The sequence below is a fragment of the Kribbella sp. NPDC059898 genome, from assembly GCF_042730855.1.
Taxonomy (GTDB): domain Bacteria; phylum Actinomycetota; class Actinomycetes; order Propionibacteriales; family Kribbellaceae; genus Kribbella.
The window spans coordinates 90,980-108,541 of sequence record NZ_JBHWKR010000019.1 but is presented as its reverse complement, the minus strand read 5'-3'; the positions used below and the strand labels follow the sequence as shown (position 1 = coordinate 108,541).

General features: G+C 69.4%; 16 protein-coding genes. 10 read left to right on the top strand and 6 right to left on the bottom strand.

Annotated elements, in window-relative coordinates; translation table 11 throughout:
- Window positions 1-4: 4 nt before the first annotated feature.
- The 3 genes from ACFV9C_RS39340 to ACFV9C_RS39330 are packed head-to-tail and all read right to left on the bottom strand — an operon-like array spanning window position 5 to window position 3,523.
- Window positions 5-907 (bottom strand): carbohydrate ABC transporter permease, encoded by a 903-nt coding sequence (locus ACFV9C_RS39340; RefSeq protein WP_380202112.1) that lies wholly within the window; start codon window positions 905-907, stop codon window positions 5-7.
- Entirely contained in the window at window positions 904-1,812 is a 909-nt protein-coding gene (locus ACFV9C_RS39335) for an ABC transporter permease (protein WP_380202110.1), read from the bottom strand. Before ACFV9C_RS39335 ends, ACFV9C_RS39340 begins: the two co-directional genes overlap by 4 nt.
- 46 nt (window positions 1,813-1,858) lie before the next feature.
- On the bottom strand, window positions 1,859-3,523 hold the full coding sequence (locus ACFV9C_RS39330) for an ABC transporter substrate-binding protein (RefSeq protein WP_380202108.1): 1,665 nt from the start codon (window positions 3,521-3,523) through the stop codon (window positions 1,859-1,861).
- A gap of 111 nt (window positions 3,524-3,634) precedes the next feature.
- On the opposite strand from ACFV9C_RS39330, the gene ACFV9C_RS39325 reads away from it, so the two are divergent.
- Both ACFV9C_RS39325 and ACFV9C_RS39320 read left to right on the top strand, forming a co-directional pair.
- Window positions 3,635-4,825 carry an ROK family protein gene (locus ACFV9C_RS39325; protein ID WP_380202106.1) on the top strand — a complete coding sequence of 397 codons (1,191 nt, stop codon included), beginning with the start codon at window positions 3,635-3,637 and terminating at the stop codon, window positions 4,823-4,825.
- Window positions 4,826-5,006: 181 nt separating this feature from the next.
- Entirely contained in the window at window positions 5,007-7,793 is a 2,787-nt protein-coding gene (locus ACFV9C_RS39320; RefSeq protein ID WP_380202104.1) for a glycoside hydrolase family 3 C-terminal domain-containing protein, read from the top strand.
- Here the strand turns inward: ACFV9C_RS39320 and ACFV9C_RS39315 are convergent.
- Window positions 7,753-8,499, bottom strand: coding sequence for a MerR family DNA-binding transcriptional regulator (locus ACFV9C_RS39315; RefSeq protein WP_380202102.1), 747 nt, complete (start codon window positions 8,497-8,499; stop codon window positions 7,753-7,755). The two genes, ACFV9C_RS39320 and ACFV9C_RS39315, sit on opposite strands and share 41 nt — an antisense overlap.
- A gap of 94 nt (window positions 8,500-8,593) precedes the next feature.
- On the opposite strand from ACFV9C_RS39315, the gene ACFV9C_RS39310 reads away from it, so the two are divergent.
- The 3 genes from ACFV9C_RS39310 to ACFV9C_RS39300 are packed head-to-tail and all read left to right on the top strand — an operon-like array spanning window position 8,594 to window position 11,138.
- Window positions 8,594-9,589, top strand: coding sequence for an ATP-binding cassette domain-containing protein (locus ACFV9C_RS39310; protein ID WP_380202100.1), 996 nt, complete (start codon window positions 8,594-8,596; stop codon window positions 9,587-9,589).
- Window positions 9,586-10,356: an ABC transporter permease gene (locus ACFV9C_RS39305; protein ID WP_380202098.1), complete on the top strand. Its 771-nt coding sequence runs from the start codon at window positions 9,586-9,588 to the stop codon at window positions 10,354-10,356. Before ACFV9C_RS39310 ends, ACFV9C_RS39305 begins: the two co-directional genes overlap by 4 nt.
- On the top strand, window positions 10,356-11,138 hold the full coding sequence (locus ACFV9C_RS39300) for an ABC transporter permease (RefSeq protein WP_380202170.1): 783 nt from the start codon (window positions 10,356-10,358) through the stop codon (window positions 11,136-11,138). Before ACFV9C_RS39305 ends, ACFV9C_RS39300 begins: the two co-directional genes overlap by 1 nt.
- Here ACFV9C_RS39300 and yicI read toward each other — a convergent pair.
- Complete coding sequence (yicI, locus tag ACFV9C_RS39295; RefSeq protein WP_380202096.1) at window positions 11,117-13,150, bottom strand: alpha-xylosidase; 2,034 nt, start codon at window positions 13,148-13,150, stop codon at window positions 11,117-11,119. The two genes, ACFV9C_RS39300 and yicI, sit on opposite strands and share 22 nt — an antisense overlap.
- A gap of 118 nt (window positions 13,151-13,268) precedes the next feature.
- Here yicI and ACFV9C_RS39290 point away from each other — a divergent pair, with 118 nt between their 5' ends.
- From ACFV9C_RS39290 to ACFV9C_RS39270, 5 genes are all read left to right on the top strand, one after another.
- Entirely contained in the window at window positions 13,269-13,946 is a 678-nt protein-coding gene (locus ACFV9C_RS39290; RefSeq protein ID WP_344187609.1) for a response regulator transcription factor, read from the top strand.
- 440 nt (window positions 13,947-14,386) lie between these two features.
- The gene (locus ACFV9C_RS39285; protein WP_380202168.1) at window positions 14,387-15,394 is read left to right on the top strand and encodes a sensor histidine kinase; all 1,008 of its coding nucleotides are present in this window, start codon (window positions 14,387-14,389) and stop codon (window positions 15,392-15,394) included.
- A gap of 56 nt (window positions 15,395-15,450) precedes the next feature.
- Entirely contained in the window at window positions 15,451-15,708 is a 258-nt protein-coding gene (locus ACFV9C_RS39280; RefSeq protein WP_380202094.1) for a DUF1918 domain-containing protein, read from the top strand.
- Between the two features lie 3 nt (window positions 15,709-15,711).
- The gene (locus ACFV9C_RS39275) at window positions 15,712-15,978 is read left to right on the top strand and encodes a hypothetical protein (protein WP_380202092.1); all 267 of its coding nucleotides are present in this window, start codon (window positions 15,712-15,714) and stop codon (window positions 15,976-15,978) included.
- Complete coding sequence (locus tag ACFV9C_RS39270) at window positions 15,975-16,358, top strand: hypothetical protein (RefSeq protein ID WP_380202090.1); 384 nt, start codon at window positions 15,975-15,977, stop codon at window positions 16,356-16,358. The genes ACFV9C_RS39275 and ACFV9C_RS39270 overlap by 4 nt, the downstream gene beginning before the upstream one ends.
- Before the next feature lie 17 nt (window positions 16,359-16,375).
- Here the strand turns inward: ACFV9C_RS39270 and ACFV9C_RS39265 are convergent, their stop codons facing one another.
- On the bottom strand, window positions 16,376-17,476 hold the full coding sequence (locus tag ACFV9C_RS39265; RefSeq protein ID WP_380202088.1) for a DNA glycosylase AlkZ-like family protein: 1,101 nt from the start codon (window positions 17,474-17,476) through the stop codon (window positions 16,376-16,378).
- Window positions 17,477-17,562: the final 86 nt, after the last annotated feature.

The window sequence follows — 17,562 nt, the reverse complement described above, 5'->3', positions numbered from 1 at the left end:
GAAGTCAGCCTTTCACGGCGCCGATGATGACGCCCTTCTGGAAGTGCCGCTGGATGAACGGGTACACCAGCAGTACCGGCACGATCGCGATCACCACGATCGCCATCTTGATCGCCAGCCCCGGCGCCGGCTGCAGCCCGATCCCGACGGACGCAACCCCGCCCGCACCGGTCGGCAGCGGTTGCTGCTGGACGATGTACGTCCGCAGCACCATCTGCAACGGCCACTTGGAGTTGTCATTGATGTACAACAGCGCGTTGAAGAACGCGTTCCAGTACCCGACCGCGTAGAACAGCCCGACGACCGCGACGACCGCCTTCGACAGCGGCAGCACGATCCGGCGCAGGATCGACAGCTCCCCGGCGCCGTCGATCCGGGCGCTGTCGATCAGCTCCGCGGGGATGCCCATGAAGAACGACCGCATCACGATCAGGTTGAACGCCGAGATCGCCGCCGGCAGGATCAGCGACGCGTAGTGGTCGATCAGGCCGAGCGAATTCACCACCAGGTAGCTCGGGATGATGCCCGGTCCGAACAGGAACGTCAGCAGCACCACGAACAGCAGCGGCCGGTGGAACAACGAACCCGGCCGGGACAGCCCGTACGCCGCCAGCACCGTGATCCCGAGGCTGAACGCCGTACCGATCGCGGTGATCGCCACGCTGATCACCAGCGCCTTCGTCACCACCCCACCGGAGAGCAGTTGCACGTACGCCGCCACGGTGAGCTCCCGCGGTACGACGACCAGCCCGCCCGCGCGGGTCACCGCCTCGGTCGTCGACAGGCTTGTCACGACGACGACGTACAGCGGGAACGCTACGGCCAGCGTGATCAGCGTCAGCACCAACGGCTTGCCGAGCCGGTCGACGACGGTCGGTTCTTCTTCCCAGACAGCTCTTTCGCTCATGAGCGCGAATACACCCCCTGTTCGCCCACCAGGTGGGCGAAACGGTTGGCCACCAGGACGAGGACGAGACCGACGACGCCCTTGAACAGACCGGCCGCGGCGCCGTAGCCGAAGTCGCCGACGAGCAGGCCCTGGTAATAGACGTACGTGTCGAGGACTTCCGCGGCGCCGCCGCCGACCGCGCTGCGTTGCAGGATGAACTGCTCGAAGCCGACGGTCAGCGCGTCGCCGAGGCGGAGAATCAGCAGCAGGACGATCACCGGGCGCAGTCCGGGCAGGGTGATGTGCCAGAGCCGGCGCCAGCGGTTCGCGCCGTCCGCCGCCGCGGCCTCGTAGAGCGCCTGGTTGATGGTGGACAGCGCGGCGAGGAACACGATCATGCCCCAGCCGGCGTCCTTCCACACGGCCTGCGCGGTGACGAGCAGGATGAAGGTGTCCGGCTTCGTCATCAGGTCGACAGCCTGGTGCCCGTGGTCGCGCAACGTCTGCGAGAGCAGCCCGGCGCCGCCGATCATCTGCTGGAACAACGAGACGACGAGGACCCAGGAAAAGAAGTGCGGCAGGTAGACGACGCCCTGCACGAGGCCGCGGATCCTGGTGGACAGCACGCCGTTCAGCAGCAGCGCGAGCGCGATCGGGACCGGGAAGAAGAAGATCAGCTGGACGGCGGTGATCGAGAGCGTGTTCGCCACCGCGGTCCAGAACGCCGGCTCCGAGAACATCCGCTGGAAGTTCCCGAACCCGATGAACTCACTCCCGCGGATCCCGGCGTACGGCGAGTAGTCCTGGAAGGCGATCACGTTCCCCAACGTGGGAAAGTAGTGGAACACCCCCAGCAACACCACCACCGGCGCCACCATCACCAACAACGGCCAGTCCCGCCTGAACCGCTGCCGAAACCTCATCCCGCCGACGCGAGCGGTTCGTGCCCGCGCCGTACGCACGCGCACCCTACCGACCGTTGTCACTGAGGACCTTGGTGTAGAAGTCCCGGCCTTCGTTGCCGCCGTTGTCCTGCCACTGCTTCACCGCGGTCTTCAGCTCGCTCACCGGCCGCCGCCCGCGGAGGATGTCCTGCAGCGCGTCGTCGAACGGCTGTGCCAGCGCCGCCATCTTGGCGGGCTGCTCGACCCGGATCCCGTCGAAGAGGTTCTTCTCCCGCACCTTCGCCGCCGCGTTCTGCCACGCGCTCATCGACTGGACATACCCCGGATACTCGCTCTCGGTGATCGCCGTCGGCCGCCCACCGAGGAACACGTACGTCTGCGAAACCTCCTTCTGCCCCAGCGCGGTCAGCTTCGGCGCACCGGACGCCTGCTTAACGTAGTGCTTGCCCTCCACCCCGTACGTGGCCAGCTGGTACTCCCGCGTCCCGAACGGCGCCGACGTGTAGTTCAGCACCCCGAGCAACTCCTTCACCCGGTCCTGCCCGACCCCTTTCTTCACGAACGTGAAGATCCCGGCCGGCTCGCCGCTCCACACGATCGGCGTACCGCCGTCGGCCGCGAACGGCAGCACCGGCTGGGGGTCGAACTTCGGGTTGATCGGCGCCTGCCGCTGCAACGACTCGTGCCAGCCGCCGAGCCCGTTCTGCCGAATCAACAGCTTCCCGCCCTCGAACAGCGCGTTCTCGTCGGCACCGGCGTTCGCGACGACCTCCGGGTGCACGTAGCCCGACTGGAACAGCTTCCGCAGGAACCCGACCGCCTCGGCGTACTCCGGCGTCTCGATCTTGTTCACCAGCTTGCCGCTGGAGTCCTTCCGCCAACTCCCCGGCGCCCCGAACGACCGGATCACCTCGTCCGCGACACTGCCGAACGCCCACCGCCCCGCCTTCGCGTCGGTCAGCTGCTTGCCCAGCGCCAGCAGGTCGTCCGAGTTCTTCGGCGGCTGCGCCCCGAACTGGTCGAACAGGTCCTTGCGGTACATCAGCATCCACGGGAACCCGTCGGACGGGAACGGGACCGCCTTCAGCTGCGAGTTCCAGACGCCGTACGCCCAGGCGCGGGTCGGCAGGTTCGCGAGCATCGGGTACCCCGCCGCCTTGTCGCCGGCGAGGTACGGCGTCAGGTCCTCGAACAGCTTGTCCACCGCCTGCCCGAACCGGGTCAGTCCGGAGATGTTCCAGCCCGGGACGCAGAGCAGCTCCGGGACGTTGCCGGCGGCAAGGATCGGGCCGAGCTTGTCGCCGTAGTCGTTGCCGTTCAGGATGTTGAACTTGACCGGCGCGCCGATCCGCTCGTTGTTCGCGTCGAAGTACGAGTTGCCGGTCAGCGGCGGGATCGGGCTCCACAGCGGCGTCATCGCGGACACTTCCTTGCCGCTCGGCACCATCGTGCCCGGTACGCCGCGCTTCAGCTCGCTCGGGTAGTGCGTGAAGGCGGGCGACGCGCCGTTCTCGCCCGGCAGGTCCGGCTTCACCGGTTCGTACGCGACGTACTTCGGCAGCAGGCCCGCCAGCTTGTCCTCGGTCTCGGCGCGCCCCAACGTACTGGAGCCGGTACCGCCCTTGGAACAGCTGGTCAGTGTCACCCCGCCCGCGGCCGCCGCCGCGCCGGCACCGAGCAGGGAGATGAAGGTCCGGCGGCTGGCTCCGCCGATCACTGGTCCGGTCACGTCGCATCCCCTAGGCTTAGTTTGGCTGGTAGCCAAACAAATTAACGCAGAGCCGACAGCACGACAAGGTGTAGAACTGATCCAGAACTCTGCTGCCCGACGGGACGGACCTTGAGCACACAGACCGCGGACCACACCGACATTCGCGCCACCAACCTGGCCGCGGTGCTCGGGCACCTGCGCCGTACGGCGCCCTGCTCACGGGCCGCGATCGCCGCCGGGACCGGGCTCAACAAGGCGACCGTGACGAGCATCGTGGGCGAACTGCTCGATCGCCGGCTGGTCCGCGAGACGCAGCAGACCCAGAACCACGTCGGCCGTCCGGCGACGCTCCTGGTGCTCGACGGGTCGGCGTACGCGACGATCGGGCTCGAGGTGAGCGCGCGCGGGCTGACCGCGCTCGCTTGTGACACGGCGGGCGAGCAGGTCCTGCGCTGGCACCGGGCCGGGCCGGGCGTCGACGCCGGGCCGGCGAAGACGATCGCTGCTCTGGCGGCGCTGGCTCGGCGGGCGGTCACCGCGGTGCAGTCGTCGGGGCGGCGGATCCTCGGCATCACGGTCGGCGTACCGGGGCTGGTGAACCGCGAGGGGAGCGTCGTACTCGCTGCTGGGCTCGGGTGGCGGGATGTGCCGCTGCGTGCCGAGCTGGCCGCGGCGCTCGGGCGGCCGGACATTCCGGTGACGGTCGAGAACGATGCCTCGCTGGGGGTGTTGGCCGAGCATCTGTACGGGCCGCTGGCGGGGGCCGCCAACCTGGTCCAGCTGACCGGGGATACCGGCGTCGGCGCGGGGATCATCACCGACGGGCGTCCGCTCCAGGGGCATCTCGGGTACGTCGGGGAGATCGGCCACCTGCGGGTGCTACCGGACGGGCCGCTGTGCGGGTGCGGGCGGCGGGGGTGCCTCGAGGCGCTCGCGAGCCTGCCGGCGATCCTCAGCCGGGTCGACGGCACCATCGACGATGACCCGCAGCACCAGCTCGACACGCTGATCAGCCGCGCCGACGCCGCGGACCCGACCGTCACCACCGCCCTGACCGACGCCGGCACCCACCTGGGCCACGGCATCGCGGCAATCGTGAACCTCCTCAACCCCGAGGCGGTTGTCCTGGGCGGCGCCTACGCCCTACTGGCCACCCACCTGACCCCAGCCATCGACCAGGCCCTCCACGAATCCACCATCGCCCCCGACGCCGGCGGCTGCACCATCGTCCCCTCCACCTTCCCCACCACTGCCACTCCCCTAGGCGCCACCGCCCAAGCCCTGACCCCCCTCACCACCGGCCACCTCCCCAGCTCCTGACCCTGCCCCGCCGGACCATCTCAGCCCGCACCCCGCACCGCCCCCGGCCGGGGCGTGGTGAGGTCTTGACCGGGTGGGTGTGGGATGCGACCCTCTGTGCACGCCCAACTGTCGAAGCGCTTCGATTATCCGTTCGCCGGGCAGGAGAGCTTCGGCGCACAGCCCGTGGAGTCGATCGCCGATGAGCGCTCCAGATCCGCAGCACCCGTTCCGCGACCCGTCGCGGTCGCTCGACGACCGGATCGGCGACCTGCTCGCCCGGCTCACCCCGGACGAGAAGATCGCGATGCTGCACCAGTACCAGCCGCCAATCGCCCGGCTCGGCGTGGACGCCTTTCGTACCGGCACCGAGGCGCTGCACGGTGTCGCCTGGCACGGTCCAGCGACGGTCTTCCCGCAGGCGATCGGCCTGGCCACCAGCTGGAGCCCGGAACTCGTCCGGGCGGTCGGCTCCGCCGTCGGCGACGAGGTCCGCGTCTTCCACCGCAAGGACCCGGCCGGCGTCGGACTGAACGTGTGGGCGCCGGTCGTGAACCCGCTCCGCGACCCGCGCTGGGGCCGCAACGAGGAGGGGTACGCCGAGGATCCCTGGCTGACTGGCGTGATCGCGACCGCGTACGGAAACGGTCTGGCAGGCGACGACCCGGCGTATCTGAAGACCGCGCCGACTCTGAAGCACTTCCTTGCCTACAACAACGAGACCGACCGCTGTACGACGTCGAGCAACCTCCCGCCGCGGGTCCTGCACGACTACGAACTGCCCGCCTTCCAAGCCCCGATCCAGGCAGGCGCCGCGGTCGCTGTGATGCCGTCGTACAACCTGGTGAACGGCCGCCCCGCCCACGTGACCCCGCTGATCAACGACGTACTGCGGACCTGGACCCACAACGAGGTCCTGGTCGTCAGCGACGCGTACGCACCCGGCAACCTCTTCGGCCTCCAGCGCTACCTCCCTGACGGACCAGCCGCGTACGCCGCCGCCCTCAGGGCCGGCGTGGACAGCTTCACCCAGGACGGCACCGACGCCGCCCCCACCGTCGACCGATTGACCGCGGCCCTCGACCGCGGCCTCCTCACGATCACCGACGTCGACACCGCCGTACGGCGAGCCCTCGCGATCCGCTTCCGCCTGGGCGAGTTCGACGACAGCGACCCGTACCGCGACCTCGGCCCCGACCTCGTGAACTGCCCCGCCCACCGGCGCCTCGCCCAGGACGCGGCCTGCCAGTCGATCGTCCTGCTCAAGCACGACGGCCAACTTCTGCCCCTCACCCCGTCCACCCACGTCGCCGTCGTCGGCCCGCTCGCGGGCACCCTCTCCGAGGACTGGTACGCCGGCACGCTGCCGTATCAGGTCACCGCCAGGGACGGCATCGCCGAGCGCCTGGAGCACGTCGAGTACTGCGAAGGCGTCGACCGGATCACGCTGCGGGTCGCGAGTACGTCGTCCTACCTGGAGGTCGACGCGGACGCCGTACTGCGGGCGAGCACCACCGCCGGCGAGTTCGACCTGTTCGACTGGGGCGGCGATGCGACGGCGTTGCGGTCGGTGCGGAACGGCCGGCACCTGAGCGTCACCGACGACGGCGCCCTGGTCGCCGACCAGCCCGGACCCAACGGCTGGGAGGTGAAGCAGACCTTCGGCCTGGTCCGCACGGCCGCCGGCCTGCTGATCCGCCACCTGCACTCCGACCGATTCGTCCAGGTCAGAGCCGACGGCACCGTCGGACTCGGCGTCGACGGGACCGCCTTCGAGCTGGACGTGGTCGTCGACGGCGCCGCCGCGGCCGCCGGGCTCGCGGCCCGGGCCGACGTGGCGATCGTTGTCGTAGGCAACCACCCGCTGGTGAACGGCCGGGAGACCGAGGACCGCGACAGCCTCGACCTCCCACCCGCCCAGGACCGCCTCATCCGCACGGTGCACGCGGCCAACCCGCGGACCGTGCTCGTGCTGAGCAGCAGCTACCCGTTCGCGATCGGCTGGGCGCAGGAGCACCTGCCTGCGATCCTGTGGTCCGCGCACGGCGGGCAGGAGTACGGCCACGCACTGGCCGACGTACTGCTCGGAGACCACGACCCGTCCGGCCGCCTCACGCAGACCTGGTACCACTCGGCCGCGGACCTCCCCGGCCTCTTCGACTACGACATCATCTCCACGGACGCGACGTACCTGTACTTCCGCGGTGCACCGCTCTACCCGTTCGGCCACGGCCTCAGCTACACGACCTTCGCGTACGGCGACCTGCGGCTGAGCGAACCGTCGGACGCGGAGGTCCAGGTCACGTTCACGGTCACCAACACCGGCGACCGCTCCGGCACCGAACTCGCCCAGCTCTACACCCGCCAGCAACACTCGCGAGTCAAGCAACCGCTCCGCCAACTTCGCGGCTTCCGCCGAGTCTCACTTCAGCCCGGCGAATCCACCGAGGTCAGCCTGACCCTCTCCATCGCCGACCTAGGGTTCTGGGACGTCACCCGCAACCGCCGCTGCGTCGAGACCGCCCGCCACACGATCATGGTCGGCCGCTCCAGCACCGACCTCCGCCTCACCACGACGCTCGACGTCCGCGGCGAAGACATCCCGCCGCGCACCCTCGCCCAGCTGCCCGCCGCGACCTTCGACGACCACTGCGCGATCACCCTGACCGCGGCACCCCACGAACCCGGCGACGCGGTCATCTCCCTGGAACCCCGGGCCTGGCTGGCGTTCGACGACGTACTCGTGCCCACCGCCACCCTCCACGCCCGCGCAGCCAACCCCACCAACCGGCCGGCCACCATCGAACTCCGCCTCGACGACCCCCACCACGGCGACCTCCTCGGCACCTTGGAGATCCCACCCACGAGCGCCCTCGCCCCGATCCCCGTCACCCTCAGCGAACGCCCCGGCACTCACACCCTCTACGCGGTGTTCTCCACACCGGACGTCATCCTGGAAAGCTTGCAGCACGCCAGTCCAGGTAGCTGACCAATGCCGCATCGGCGCGAAGTCGCGCCAGGCTGCGGTGGTGAAGTTGGGCGTCGCGGCGGTTGAGTTCACTGCCGACGCGTTCCGGGCGGCCGTCCGGTGACGAGTGCATCTCGTCGAGTGCGGCGCGGATGATCCGCATCGGGAAGTTGCCCTCGCGGAGCAGACGGACGAGATGCGCGTCCCGGGCGGCGCCGACGTCGTACCTGCGGTAGCCGGTGGCTCGTTCGCGGACCGGGTGGATCAACCCTGAGCGTTCCCAGAAGCGCAACGCCGACGGCCGTACGCCGAGCAGACTCGCCAACTGACCGACCCGCAGCGGAGCACCCTGCCTGGCGATCTGCTCGAGCGCGGAGGCCATCCGCGGGTCCGCATCCAGCGGATGGGTGACCACGATCTCGAACGCCCGGAGTGCCTGCTGGATCCGCTCGCGTTCCTGGTGCAGAGCAGCGTGGGCTTCGTCGAGACGCGCCACCGCGGTCCGCAGATCGTCGCGGTGCACTGCCGCCAGAACCGACGCGGCGGTGTCCCAGCCGTACGCGCGCACCAGCACCCGCGCGGCCGTCAGCGCGTGCCGATGCGATTCGTCGAACTCGCGGTATCCGGCCGCGGAGCGACGTACCGGAGGCAACAGCCCGGCCTCCTCGTAGTTCCGCACTTGCTGGACCGAGATGCCGGCCTCACGGGCGAGCACTACCCCGCGCACAGTCCTTGACGCACCGCTTGAGGCTTTCGCCACAGCACTCCTAAGTCGCTCCGAGGCAAACAGTCAATCGATACTTCAACGATAAACTTTAAGCATGGATGCCGTCGAAGTGGACGACCTGTCGATGACCTACCACGTACCGGTGCGCGACGGCGGGCTCGTCGCCGCGGCCCGTGCCCTGGTACGCCGAGAGCACCGCGATGTCCACGCGGTCCGCAACATCAGCTTCCAGATCCCGGCCGGACAGGTCGTCGGATTCCTCGGCCGGAACGGCGCGGGCAAGACGACGACGTTGAAGATCCTGTCCGGAATCCTGCACCCGACCGGCGGCCAGGTCCACGTCCTCGGGGAGACGCCGTGGCGGCGACGCAACCACTACCTCCGTGAGATCGCCCTGATCCGGGGCAGCCAGCCGATCGGCGACGCGCCGGAGCTCACCGTGATGGACTCGTTCCACTACCAGCAGGTGCTTTACGCCATCGATGACGCCGAGTTCGAGCACAACCTGGCCGAGCTCGGCGAGCTCCTCGACCTCGACGGCATCCTGCGACGTCAGGTCCGCGCGCTGAGCCTCGGTGAGCGGATGCGGGCCGGTCTCGCGCTCGCGCTGGTGTACCGCCCGAGGGTGCTGTTCCTCGACGAGCCCACGATCGGGCTCGACGTGTCGGCGGCCCGGACCATCCGGACGTTCCTCGCGGAGTACGCTGCCCGGACCGGCGCGACCGTACTGCTGACCAGTCACACCATGGCCGACGTCGAATCACTGTGTCCACGGCTCATCCTCGTGGATGACGGCACGATCGCCTTCGACGGCCGGCGCGACGAGCTGAGCTCGCTCTTCGCGCCGGCCAAGCTGATCCGGGTGACCTTGACCGACGACGATCCGGACCTGACACCGTACGGCGAGGTGCTGCAGCGGGACGGGCACCAGTGGCTGCTGCGGATCGGGCGGGACGAGGTGCCGGCCGGCACCGCACGTCTGCTGGCGCGGTTCGCTGTCGTGGATCTGTCCGTCGAGGAACCGTCGCTGGAAAGCGTGATGGATCAGGCCTACCGGAGCCTTCGCCGTACGACGGACCTCGCGTCGTGAGCCGCCTCCTCCGACTGATACGGCTGGAGATCTGGCGTCAGGTCATCGGCTGGTCGGGCGCCTGGTGGTTCATCGTCACACTGGTCCTCGGGCAGGCGGTAGCACCGTTGCTCGGCCTCTTTCTCTGGCGGCACGTCCCCGGCGCCGGCTCCGGCGTCGCCACCTACTACCTCGCGGTCATCTGTGTGACACTGCTGACCGCGTCGTTCGAGAACCACACGTTCGCGCAGTCGATCTACAGCGGCACGGTAGCCGCCGCCCTCCTCCGTCCGCAGCCCGCGGTGATCGGACCGCTCGGTGAGAACCTCGCGATCCGTTTCTGGATGTTCCTGTTCGGTCTCCCCTTGCTCGCGGTCGTAGGGCTCACCTCCGGCGTGAGCTTCGCGCCGCTGGCGGTCCTGGTCGCCGTACCGGCGCTCGTGCTCGCGGCTGTCCTGCACTTCCTGTTCGTCTGGACACTGGCAATGGCTGCCTTCTGGACCGAGCGGGTTCACGCAGTGGTTGCCTTCGGCACCGTGTTGATCTTCCTTCTCGGCGGCTCCGCGGCGCCGAATGCCATGCTGCCCGATCCCTTGCGGACCGTTGCCCAGGTCTTGCCGTTCCGTTCGATGCTCGGCTTTCCCGCCGAGCTGGCCACCGGGACGCTGACGCCCGCCGCTGCCTCCGCAGGTTATGCGGTCTCGGCGGGGTGGCTCGTGGTCCTGGGCGCCTGTGCGGTCGCTGCGTGGCGGCTCGGCGTCCGCCGCTACAGCACGGTGGGTGCGTGATGACAGTCGTGCGGCTGTTCGGTACCGCGTTCTCGCTCTCGGCGCGGCAGGCCCTGGCCTACCGGACCAATCTGATGTTCGACGCCCTGCTGGCGCTCGTGCAACTGACCGCGTCGCTCTCCGCGGTCGGCATCGTGTTCGCGCGCACCGGGTTGCTCGCGGGATGGACGGCCGGTCAGGTACTGACCCTCACCGGCACCTATGCGCTCATCACCGGCCTCCGGGCGACGTTCCTGGACCCGAGCCTGTCCGATTTCGCACAACAGATCCGCGATGGCCGGCTCGATGCGTACCTGCTCAGGCCCGCGAGCACAGTCGTGCTCGCGACGTGCACCCGGCATGCGCCGCTTGCCTTGATCCAAGGTCTGCTCGGCATCTGCGTGATCGCCGCCGGACTGCACAAACTGGGGACGGTTCCATCGCCGGCCGCCGTGGCCGGATGGCTGGCTCTGACCGTGATCGGGTTGCTGATCGGTTGGGCTACCTCGGTGGTCCTGGCGGCGCTGGCGTTCTGGGCACCACGGCTCAGCCTCGGCGTACTGCATGCTGCCGCTTGGGAGACCGGCCGCTATCCGGTCGACATCTACGGCCGCTGGCTCCGGCGCCTGCTGACGTTCGGGTTCCCGGTCGCGGCCCTCACCACCTGGCCGGCTCTGGCTCTCACCCGCGGCCCCGACCCAGGCGTGCTGATCACCGCCGTCCTCCTCGGCGCCGGCTTCACGTCAGCAGCCCTGTTCCTGTGGAGGTTAGGGGTACGGCGTTATACCGGCGCCACCTCGTAGCCGAGAACGCGGGAGCCTTCGCGGGCGAAGAGTGGGAGGGAATCGAAGGCGTGGGTTTGGTGGAGCCAGGTGGGGCCGGTGTGGGTTTCGGCGGTGAGGAGTGAGGTCCAGGTGCCGGCGGGGAGGTAGAAGGAGACTTCGCCGGTGGGGCTCATTACGGGGGCGACCAGGAGGTCGGGGCCGAGCATGTACTGGCGGTCCAGGTAGGCGGTGGCCGGGTCGTCCGGGAACTCCAGGATCATCGGGCGCATCATCGGTACGCCGTCCGTGTGGGCCTCCTCGGCGGCCGTCAGTAGGTACGGCATCAGCGACAGCTTCAGCTTGGTGAACTTGCGGAGGACGTCGACCGCCTCCTCGTCGAAGGCCCACGGGACGCGGTACGACGAGGAGCCGTGCAGGCGGGAGTGGGACGAGAGCAGGCCGAACGCGACCCAGCGCTTGAAGATCGCCGGGTCGGGGGTGCCCTCGAAGCCGCCGATGTCGTGGGACCAGTAGCCGAAGCCGGACGCGGCCAAGGACAGGCCGCCGCGGAGCGACTCGGCCATCGCCTCGAACGTCGACTCGCAGTCGCCGCCCCAGTGCACCGGGTACTGCTGGCCGCCGGCCGTTGCGGATCGCGCGAACAGTACGGCCTCGCCGGCGCCGCGGTTCTCCTCGAGCAGGTCGAAGACGGCCGCGTTGTAGAGCTGCGCGTAGTAGTTGTGCATCCGCTGCGGGTCCGAATCGTCGTACCAGGCGACGTCCTCGGTGGGGATGCGTTCGCCGAAGTCGGTCTTGAAGCAGTCGACGCCGATGTCGAGCAGCGCCTGCAGCTTCGAGCGGTACCAGGCGGTCGCGTCCGGGTTGGTGAAGTCGACGATCGCCATCCCGGCCTGCCACAGGTCCCACTGCCACACCGAGCCGTCCGGGCGCTTCAGCAGGTACCCGAGCCGGCGGCCCTCGTCGAACAGCACCGAGCGCTGCGCGATGTACGGGTTGATCCACACGCTGATCCGCAGCCCACGGTCCTTCAGCCGGCGCAGCATGCCCTCCGGGTCCGGGAAGGCGATCGGGTCCCAGAGGAAGTCGCACCAGTGGAACTGGCGCATCCAGAAGCAGTCGAAGTGGAACACGCTCAGCGGCAGGTCGCGCTCAGCCATCCCGTCGACGAACGACGTGATCGTCTCCTCGGTGTAGTCCGTGGTGAACGACGTCGACAGCCACAACCCCATCGACCACGCGGGCACCCGCGCCGGGCGGCCGGTGAGCCCGGTGTACCGGCGCAGTACGTCCTTCGGGGTCGGGCCGGCGAACACGTAGTACTGGAGCTCTTCGCCCTCGACGCTGAACTGGTTGCGGGACGTGACCTCCGAGCCGACCTCGAACGAGACCATCGCAGGATTGTCGACAAGTACGCCGTACCCCTTGCTGCTCAGGTAGAACGGCACATTCTTGTACGCCTGCTCGCTCGACGTACCGCCGTCCGCGTTCCAGCTGTCGACAATCTGACCGTTCTTGACGAGCGGGCCGAACCGCTCGCCGAGGCCGTAGATCGTCTCGCCGACGCTCAGCGCGAGCTGCTCGTGGACGTACCGGCGGCCGTCAGCATCGGTGACCAGCCCGACGCTCCGCTCCCCCGAATTCGTCAACGGCCGCCCGTCCTGCTCGAAGCGGACGTCCCACGCCCCGTCGAGCCCGACGATGACGCTCAGCTCCCCCGAGGTCAGCCGCGCCTCGGCGGGACCGACCTCCACCTTCACCGGATGCCGGTCGTCGGTGTTCAGCCGGTACGCCGGATGTCCTGGCAGACCGCCGACGTGATGCGCGATCCGGACGCCGATCACCCCGCGCGCCGGGGAGCTGAACGTGATCGTGAACAGCGGCTGGTTGAGCGTGTCGCCGCGGCGCTCGATCCGCCGGGCGGGCGCGTACACGGTGAGCTCGCGGTCCCCCGCCTCGACACTCTCGACCGCCGCCGGCCGGAGCCGGCTGAACCCGGGCCGGAGCTGCCAGTACCCGTCGGTGAACTTCATGGTTGCCGGCCTCCAGAGGATTGTCGAAGCGCTTCGACAACGCTAGGCGGGGCGGTCCGGGCCGTCAATCCGGGAACCTCTCAGCGGACTCTCAGTGCTCGCCAGTGACACTGTCGGAATGCGAGTGCTGATGGTCGAGGACGAACTGCGGCTGGCCGACACGGTCCACCGCGGGCTGACCGACGCCGGGTTCGTGGTCGAGTTGGTGCACGACGGAGAGAACGCGGTCTGGGCGGCCACCGAGCACAGCTACGACGTGATCGTTCTCGACATCATGCTGCCGAAGCTGAACGGGTACCGCGTACTCGAACTGCTGCGGGCCCGCGGGATCTGGACGCCGGTGCTGATGCTGACCGCGAAGGACGGCGAGTACGACCAGACCGACGCGTTCGACCTGGGCGCCGACGACTACCTGACGAAGCCGTTCAGCTTCCTGGTCCTGGTCGCCCGGCTGCGCGCGCTGATCCGGCGCGGCGGCCCCGAGCGTCCCGTCGTACTGACCGCCGGCGACCTGTCGCTGGACGTCGCCCGCCGGCGGGTGGAGCGGAACGGGCGGGAGATCACCCTCACGCCGCGCGAGTACGGGCTGCTGGAGTTCCTGATGCGGCACCGCGGCGACACCGTCAGCAAGACCGAGATCCTGCAAAACGTCTGGGACCCGGCGTTCGACGGCGACCCGAACGTGGTCGAGGTGTACGTCCGGTACCTTCGGAAGAAGATCGACACGCCGTTCGCGCGGCACGCGATCGAGACCATCCGCGGAATGGGCTACCGGATGAACCCCGAGGGCGGCTGAGACCCAGCTGAGGACGGACCTGCGAAACTGGTGGGGTGAGCACGGTCGTGCGACGTCGCGTTGACGGGTGGTACCGGACCGCGGGCGGCCTCCGGCAGGCCAGCGTGCGGAGCCGGTCGACCGCTGCCGCCGTGATCGTGGTCGCGGTCGCGCTGCTGATCGGTGCCGCCGCGCTGCTGCTGCTCCTCCAGCGGGCGCTGATCGCCGAGGTCTCCGACGCCGCCGAGGGCCGGGTCGCCGATGTCGCCCGCCAGGTCAGCACCGAGGGCACCAACGGCCTCGGCGCGGATCTCGCCAACACCACCCGCGCCAGCCAGCTCATCCAGGTCCTGGACCCGAGCGGGAAGATCGTCGCCGCCTCGTCGTCGCGGGTCGACAACTCGCCGCTCACCGACCTGCGCCCGCCGGCCGGTGCGCTGCTGCGGGCCGAGGTCGGCGAGATGCCGCTGATCGACGACGACCACTCGTTCCTGATCGTGGCGCAGGGCGCGGAATACCACGGTACGACGTACACGGTGGTGGTCGCGTCGTCGGTGGAGACGCAGCGGCAGACCGTGTCGACGGTGTCGCAGTACCTGCTGATCGGGTTCCCGGTGCTGCTGCTCGTGGTCGGAGTCGCCGGGTGGCTGATGATCGGGCAGGCGCTGCGGCCGGTCGAGCGGATCCGCTCCCGGGTGCAGGGCATCGGCAGCCGGGACCTGACCGAGCGGGTCCCGGTGCCGGAGACGCGGGACGAGATCGCCCGGCTCGCGGTCACGATGAACGAGATGCTCGACCGGCTCGAGACCGGGCAGGCGACCCAGCGGGCGTTCGTCGCGGACGCCAGCCACGAACTGCGGTCGCCGCTCGCCACGCTGACCGCCGCGCTCGAGGTGATCGAGGCGGACACCTCCGGGAAGGCGTGGCGCGAGCTGCGGCAGGTGATGGAGACCGAGACCGACCGGATGCGCCAGCTCGTCGAGGACCTGCTGCTGCTCGCGAAGGCGGACGACACCGGGATCCGGATGCGGCAGACCGATGTCGACCTGGACGACCTGGTCGAGGCGGAGATCAAGCGGCTGCGCAGCTCGAAGCCCGAGCTGACGGTCAAGGGCGACGTCCACCCGGTCCGGGTGACCGGCGATCCGGCGCGGTTGAGTCAGGTACTGCGGAACCTCGTCGACAACGCCGCCCGCGCCGCGCACAGCACGGTCCGGCTGACGACCTCCGAGCAGGACGGCGCCGCGGTGATCACGGTCGAGGACGACGGCGACGGGATCCCCGAGGAGGAACGGCAGCGCGTGTTCGAACGGTTCGTCCGGCTCGACACCAGCCGCTCCCGGGCCAGCGGCGGCTCCGGCCTCGGCCTGTCCATCGCCCGCGAGATCACCCGCGCCCACCACGGCACGATCACGCTCACCTCGGCCCCCACCGGCGGCACGACGGCCACGGTCACGCTGCCGAACTGACCGCGCTGCTCAGGTCGGCTCACCGTAGACATCCGTTGACGGCGGGACCAAGCTGGGTGGTGAAGGAGGTGGGTGTGGTGAAAGCCGTAGCTGGTGACCAGGTTGTCGTGGAGAGCAGTCACTTGGCGGCGCACCGGCGCGAGGGGCAGATCGTCGAAGTGCCCGACCCGAACGGCGCACCGCCGTACCGCGTGCACTGGTCGGACACCGACACCGACACGCTGTTCTTCCCCGGCCCGGACGCCCACATCGTGCACGCTCAGCATGAGGAGTCTTTCGATCGACGAGCCGACTCATCAGTCCACTATGATTGAATCATGAGTAAGACTCGTCAGATCTCGATCACACTGCCGGAGGACCTGATCGACACGATCAAGTCCGCGGTGGAACGTGGCGAGGCGAGGTCGGTGTCGTCGTACATCGCCTCGCGTCTCGCACCTGGAGTCGTCATGGATGCGCTGTTCGCCGAATGGAATGCGGACCGCGGCGCACCGACCACTGACGACGAGTCCTGGGCAGAACGCGAACTGGACCGAGCGTTCGGCGAGCAGGCCGTGAGCGCCAAGGGCGACAGCGCGGCGTGAACAAAGCACTCGTGCTCGACTCCGGCGCATTGATCGCGGTCGAACGGCGCTCGGTCAGGATTCAGCAGCTACTCGTCGCGGCCCGGGCGCGGGACGCGTCCGTCGTCATACCGGCACCGGTCGTCGCCCAGGTCGTCCGCGAGGGCGGTCGGCAGGCGAACCTGCGGAGGTTTCTCGCCGACTCCGCGCTGCGTTTCGAGAGTCTCGATTACGCGGCCGCCCTCGAGATCGGCGCCTTGCTCGGCCGATCGGGCACAGCGGATGTCGTGGATGCCTGCGTCGCGATCTGCGCCCAGCACCTCGGGCATTGTCCGGTCGTCACCTCGGACCCAGGCGACCTGCGAAAGCTCGACCCCACCCTGCCGCTCATCGTCGTCTGAGCCGCGGCTCGCAGGCCTCAGGCGATGACCAGCTCCAGCCGAAGCCAGGTCGCGAGGTCGCGGAGCTCTCGGTGGACGGCGGTGTTCAGGGTCTTCGAGAACGGCTCGTCCTCGTGGATGGCGTCGACGCGGAAGATGCCGGCCTTGCGGTCGGACATCGCGTCGAGCTTTCCGACCAGGCGGTCGTTGTGCAGGATCGGGAGCGCGAAGTACCCCCAGCGCCGTTTCGCGACCGGTTTGTACATCTCCAGCTGGTAGTCGAACTCGAAGATCTCGGTCAGCCGCTTGCGGTCGTACACCAGCCGGTCGAGCGGCGAGATGATCGCGGTCCGGCCGGTGAACGGCTGGTCGAGCAGCTCCGGGTCGATCCGCCACTCGCCGCGGACGCCGTCCACCACGGCCCGCTCCCCCGCCTCACCCGCGTCCAGCGGCTCGCCCGGGCAGGCCGGGCCCTTCGCGCGCAACAGGCCCATCGAGGTCAGGCGTTGCCGGTCCCGGGTCCGGACCGCCTCGGCGATCGGCACCGGCGGATCGTCCGGGTAGACGCGGGACGCCAGGTCCCACAGGCGGTCCCGGCCGTCGCGGCCGGCGATCGCCACCTCGCCGCGCTGGATCATGAACTCCAGCAGCTGCGAGACGTTCCGGTTGTTCGTCCAGCCGCTCGACTTCCACGGCCGTACGCAGGTGTCGGGGAGCTCGCGCATCACCAGCGGGCCGTCCTGGCGCAGCCGCTCGAGGATGTCGATCCGGCAGCCCTCGTTCGCCCGGACCCAGTCGCGGCGGTACTCCTGCCAGTCGAGCGGCTCGCCGTCAGTCGGCCAGGCGTCCATCTCCGCCCGGTACAACGCCAGCGTCTCGGGCAGTCTGACGAACCCGCGCAGCTCGAGCAGCTCCAGCGACGCGAGCGCGTCGGCCAGCTCGGCCGGGTCGTACGACGATCCGAGCCGGCTCCAGGCGACCAGGTCCGCGTTCGGAGCGACGTACGCCGTCTGGTCGAGCTGGACCGCGTTCAGCCCCCGGACCACGTCGAAGAGGTCGGCCGGGCGCTCGCGGGTGAGCAGCTGCGCGCGCACGGCCAATCGTCTGGCGTCGCGTTTCGACAGCTGATGAACAGTCACGCCCCGAGCCTACGGTCTCGTCCGGACAGTGTTTCCAGGAGCACCAGGGGTCGGGTCCGGGTTCGGTCAGGGGAAACTCCACTGCC

Bases quoted from the DNA above. Each gene is read 5' to 3' on its own strand.
- ACFV9C_RS39340 (WP_380202112.1), bottom strand. From the start codon at position 907: ATGAGCGAAAGAGCTGTCTGGGAAGAAGAACCGACCGTCGTCGACCGG.
- ACFV9C_RS39335 (WP_380202110.1), bottom strand. From the start codon at position 1,812: ATGAGGTTTCGGCAGCGGTTCAGGCGGGACTGGCCGTTGTTGGTGATG.
- ACFV9C_RS39320 (WP_380202104.1), top strand. From the start codon at position 5,007: ATGAGCGCTCCAGATCCGCAGCACCCGTTCCGCGACCCGTCGCGGTCG.
- ACFV9C_RS39310 (WP_380202100.1), top strand. From the start codon at position 8,594: ATGGATGCCGTCGAAGTGGACGACCTGTCGATGACCTACCACGTACCG.
- ACFV9C_RS39300 (WP_380202170.1), top strand. From the start codon at position 10,356: ATGACAGTCGTGCGGCTGTTCGGTACCGCGTTCTCGCTCTCGGCGCGG.
- yicI (WP_380202096.1), bottom strand. From the start codon at position 13,150: ATGAAGTTCACCGACGGGTACTGGCAGCTCCGGCCCGGGTTCAGCCGG.
- ACFV9C_RS39290 (WP_344187609.1), top strand. From the start codon at position 13,269: ATGCGAGTGCTGATGGTCGAGGACGAACTGCGGCTGGCCGACACGGTC.
- ACFV9C_RS39285 (WP_380202168.1), top strand. From the start codon at position 14,387: ATGCCGCTGATCGACGACGACCACTCGTTCCTGATCGTGGCGCAGGGC.
- ACFV9C_RS39275 (WP_380202092.1), top strand. From the start codon at position 15,712: ATGAGTAAGACTCGTCAGATCTCGATCACACTGCCGGAGGACCTGATC.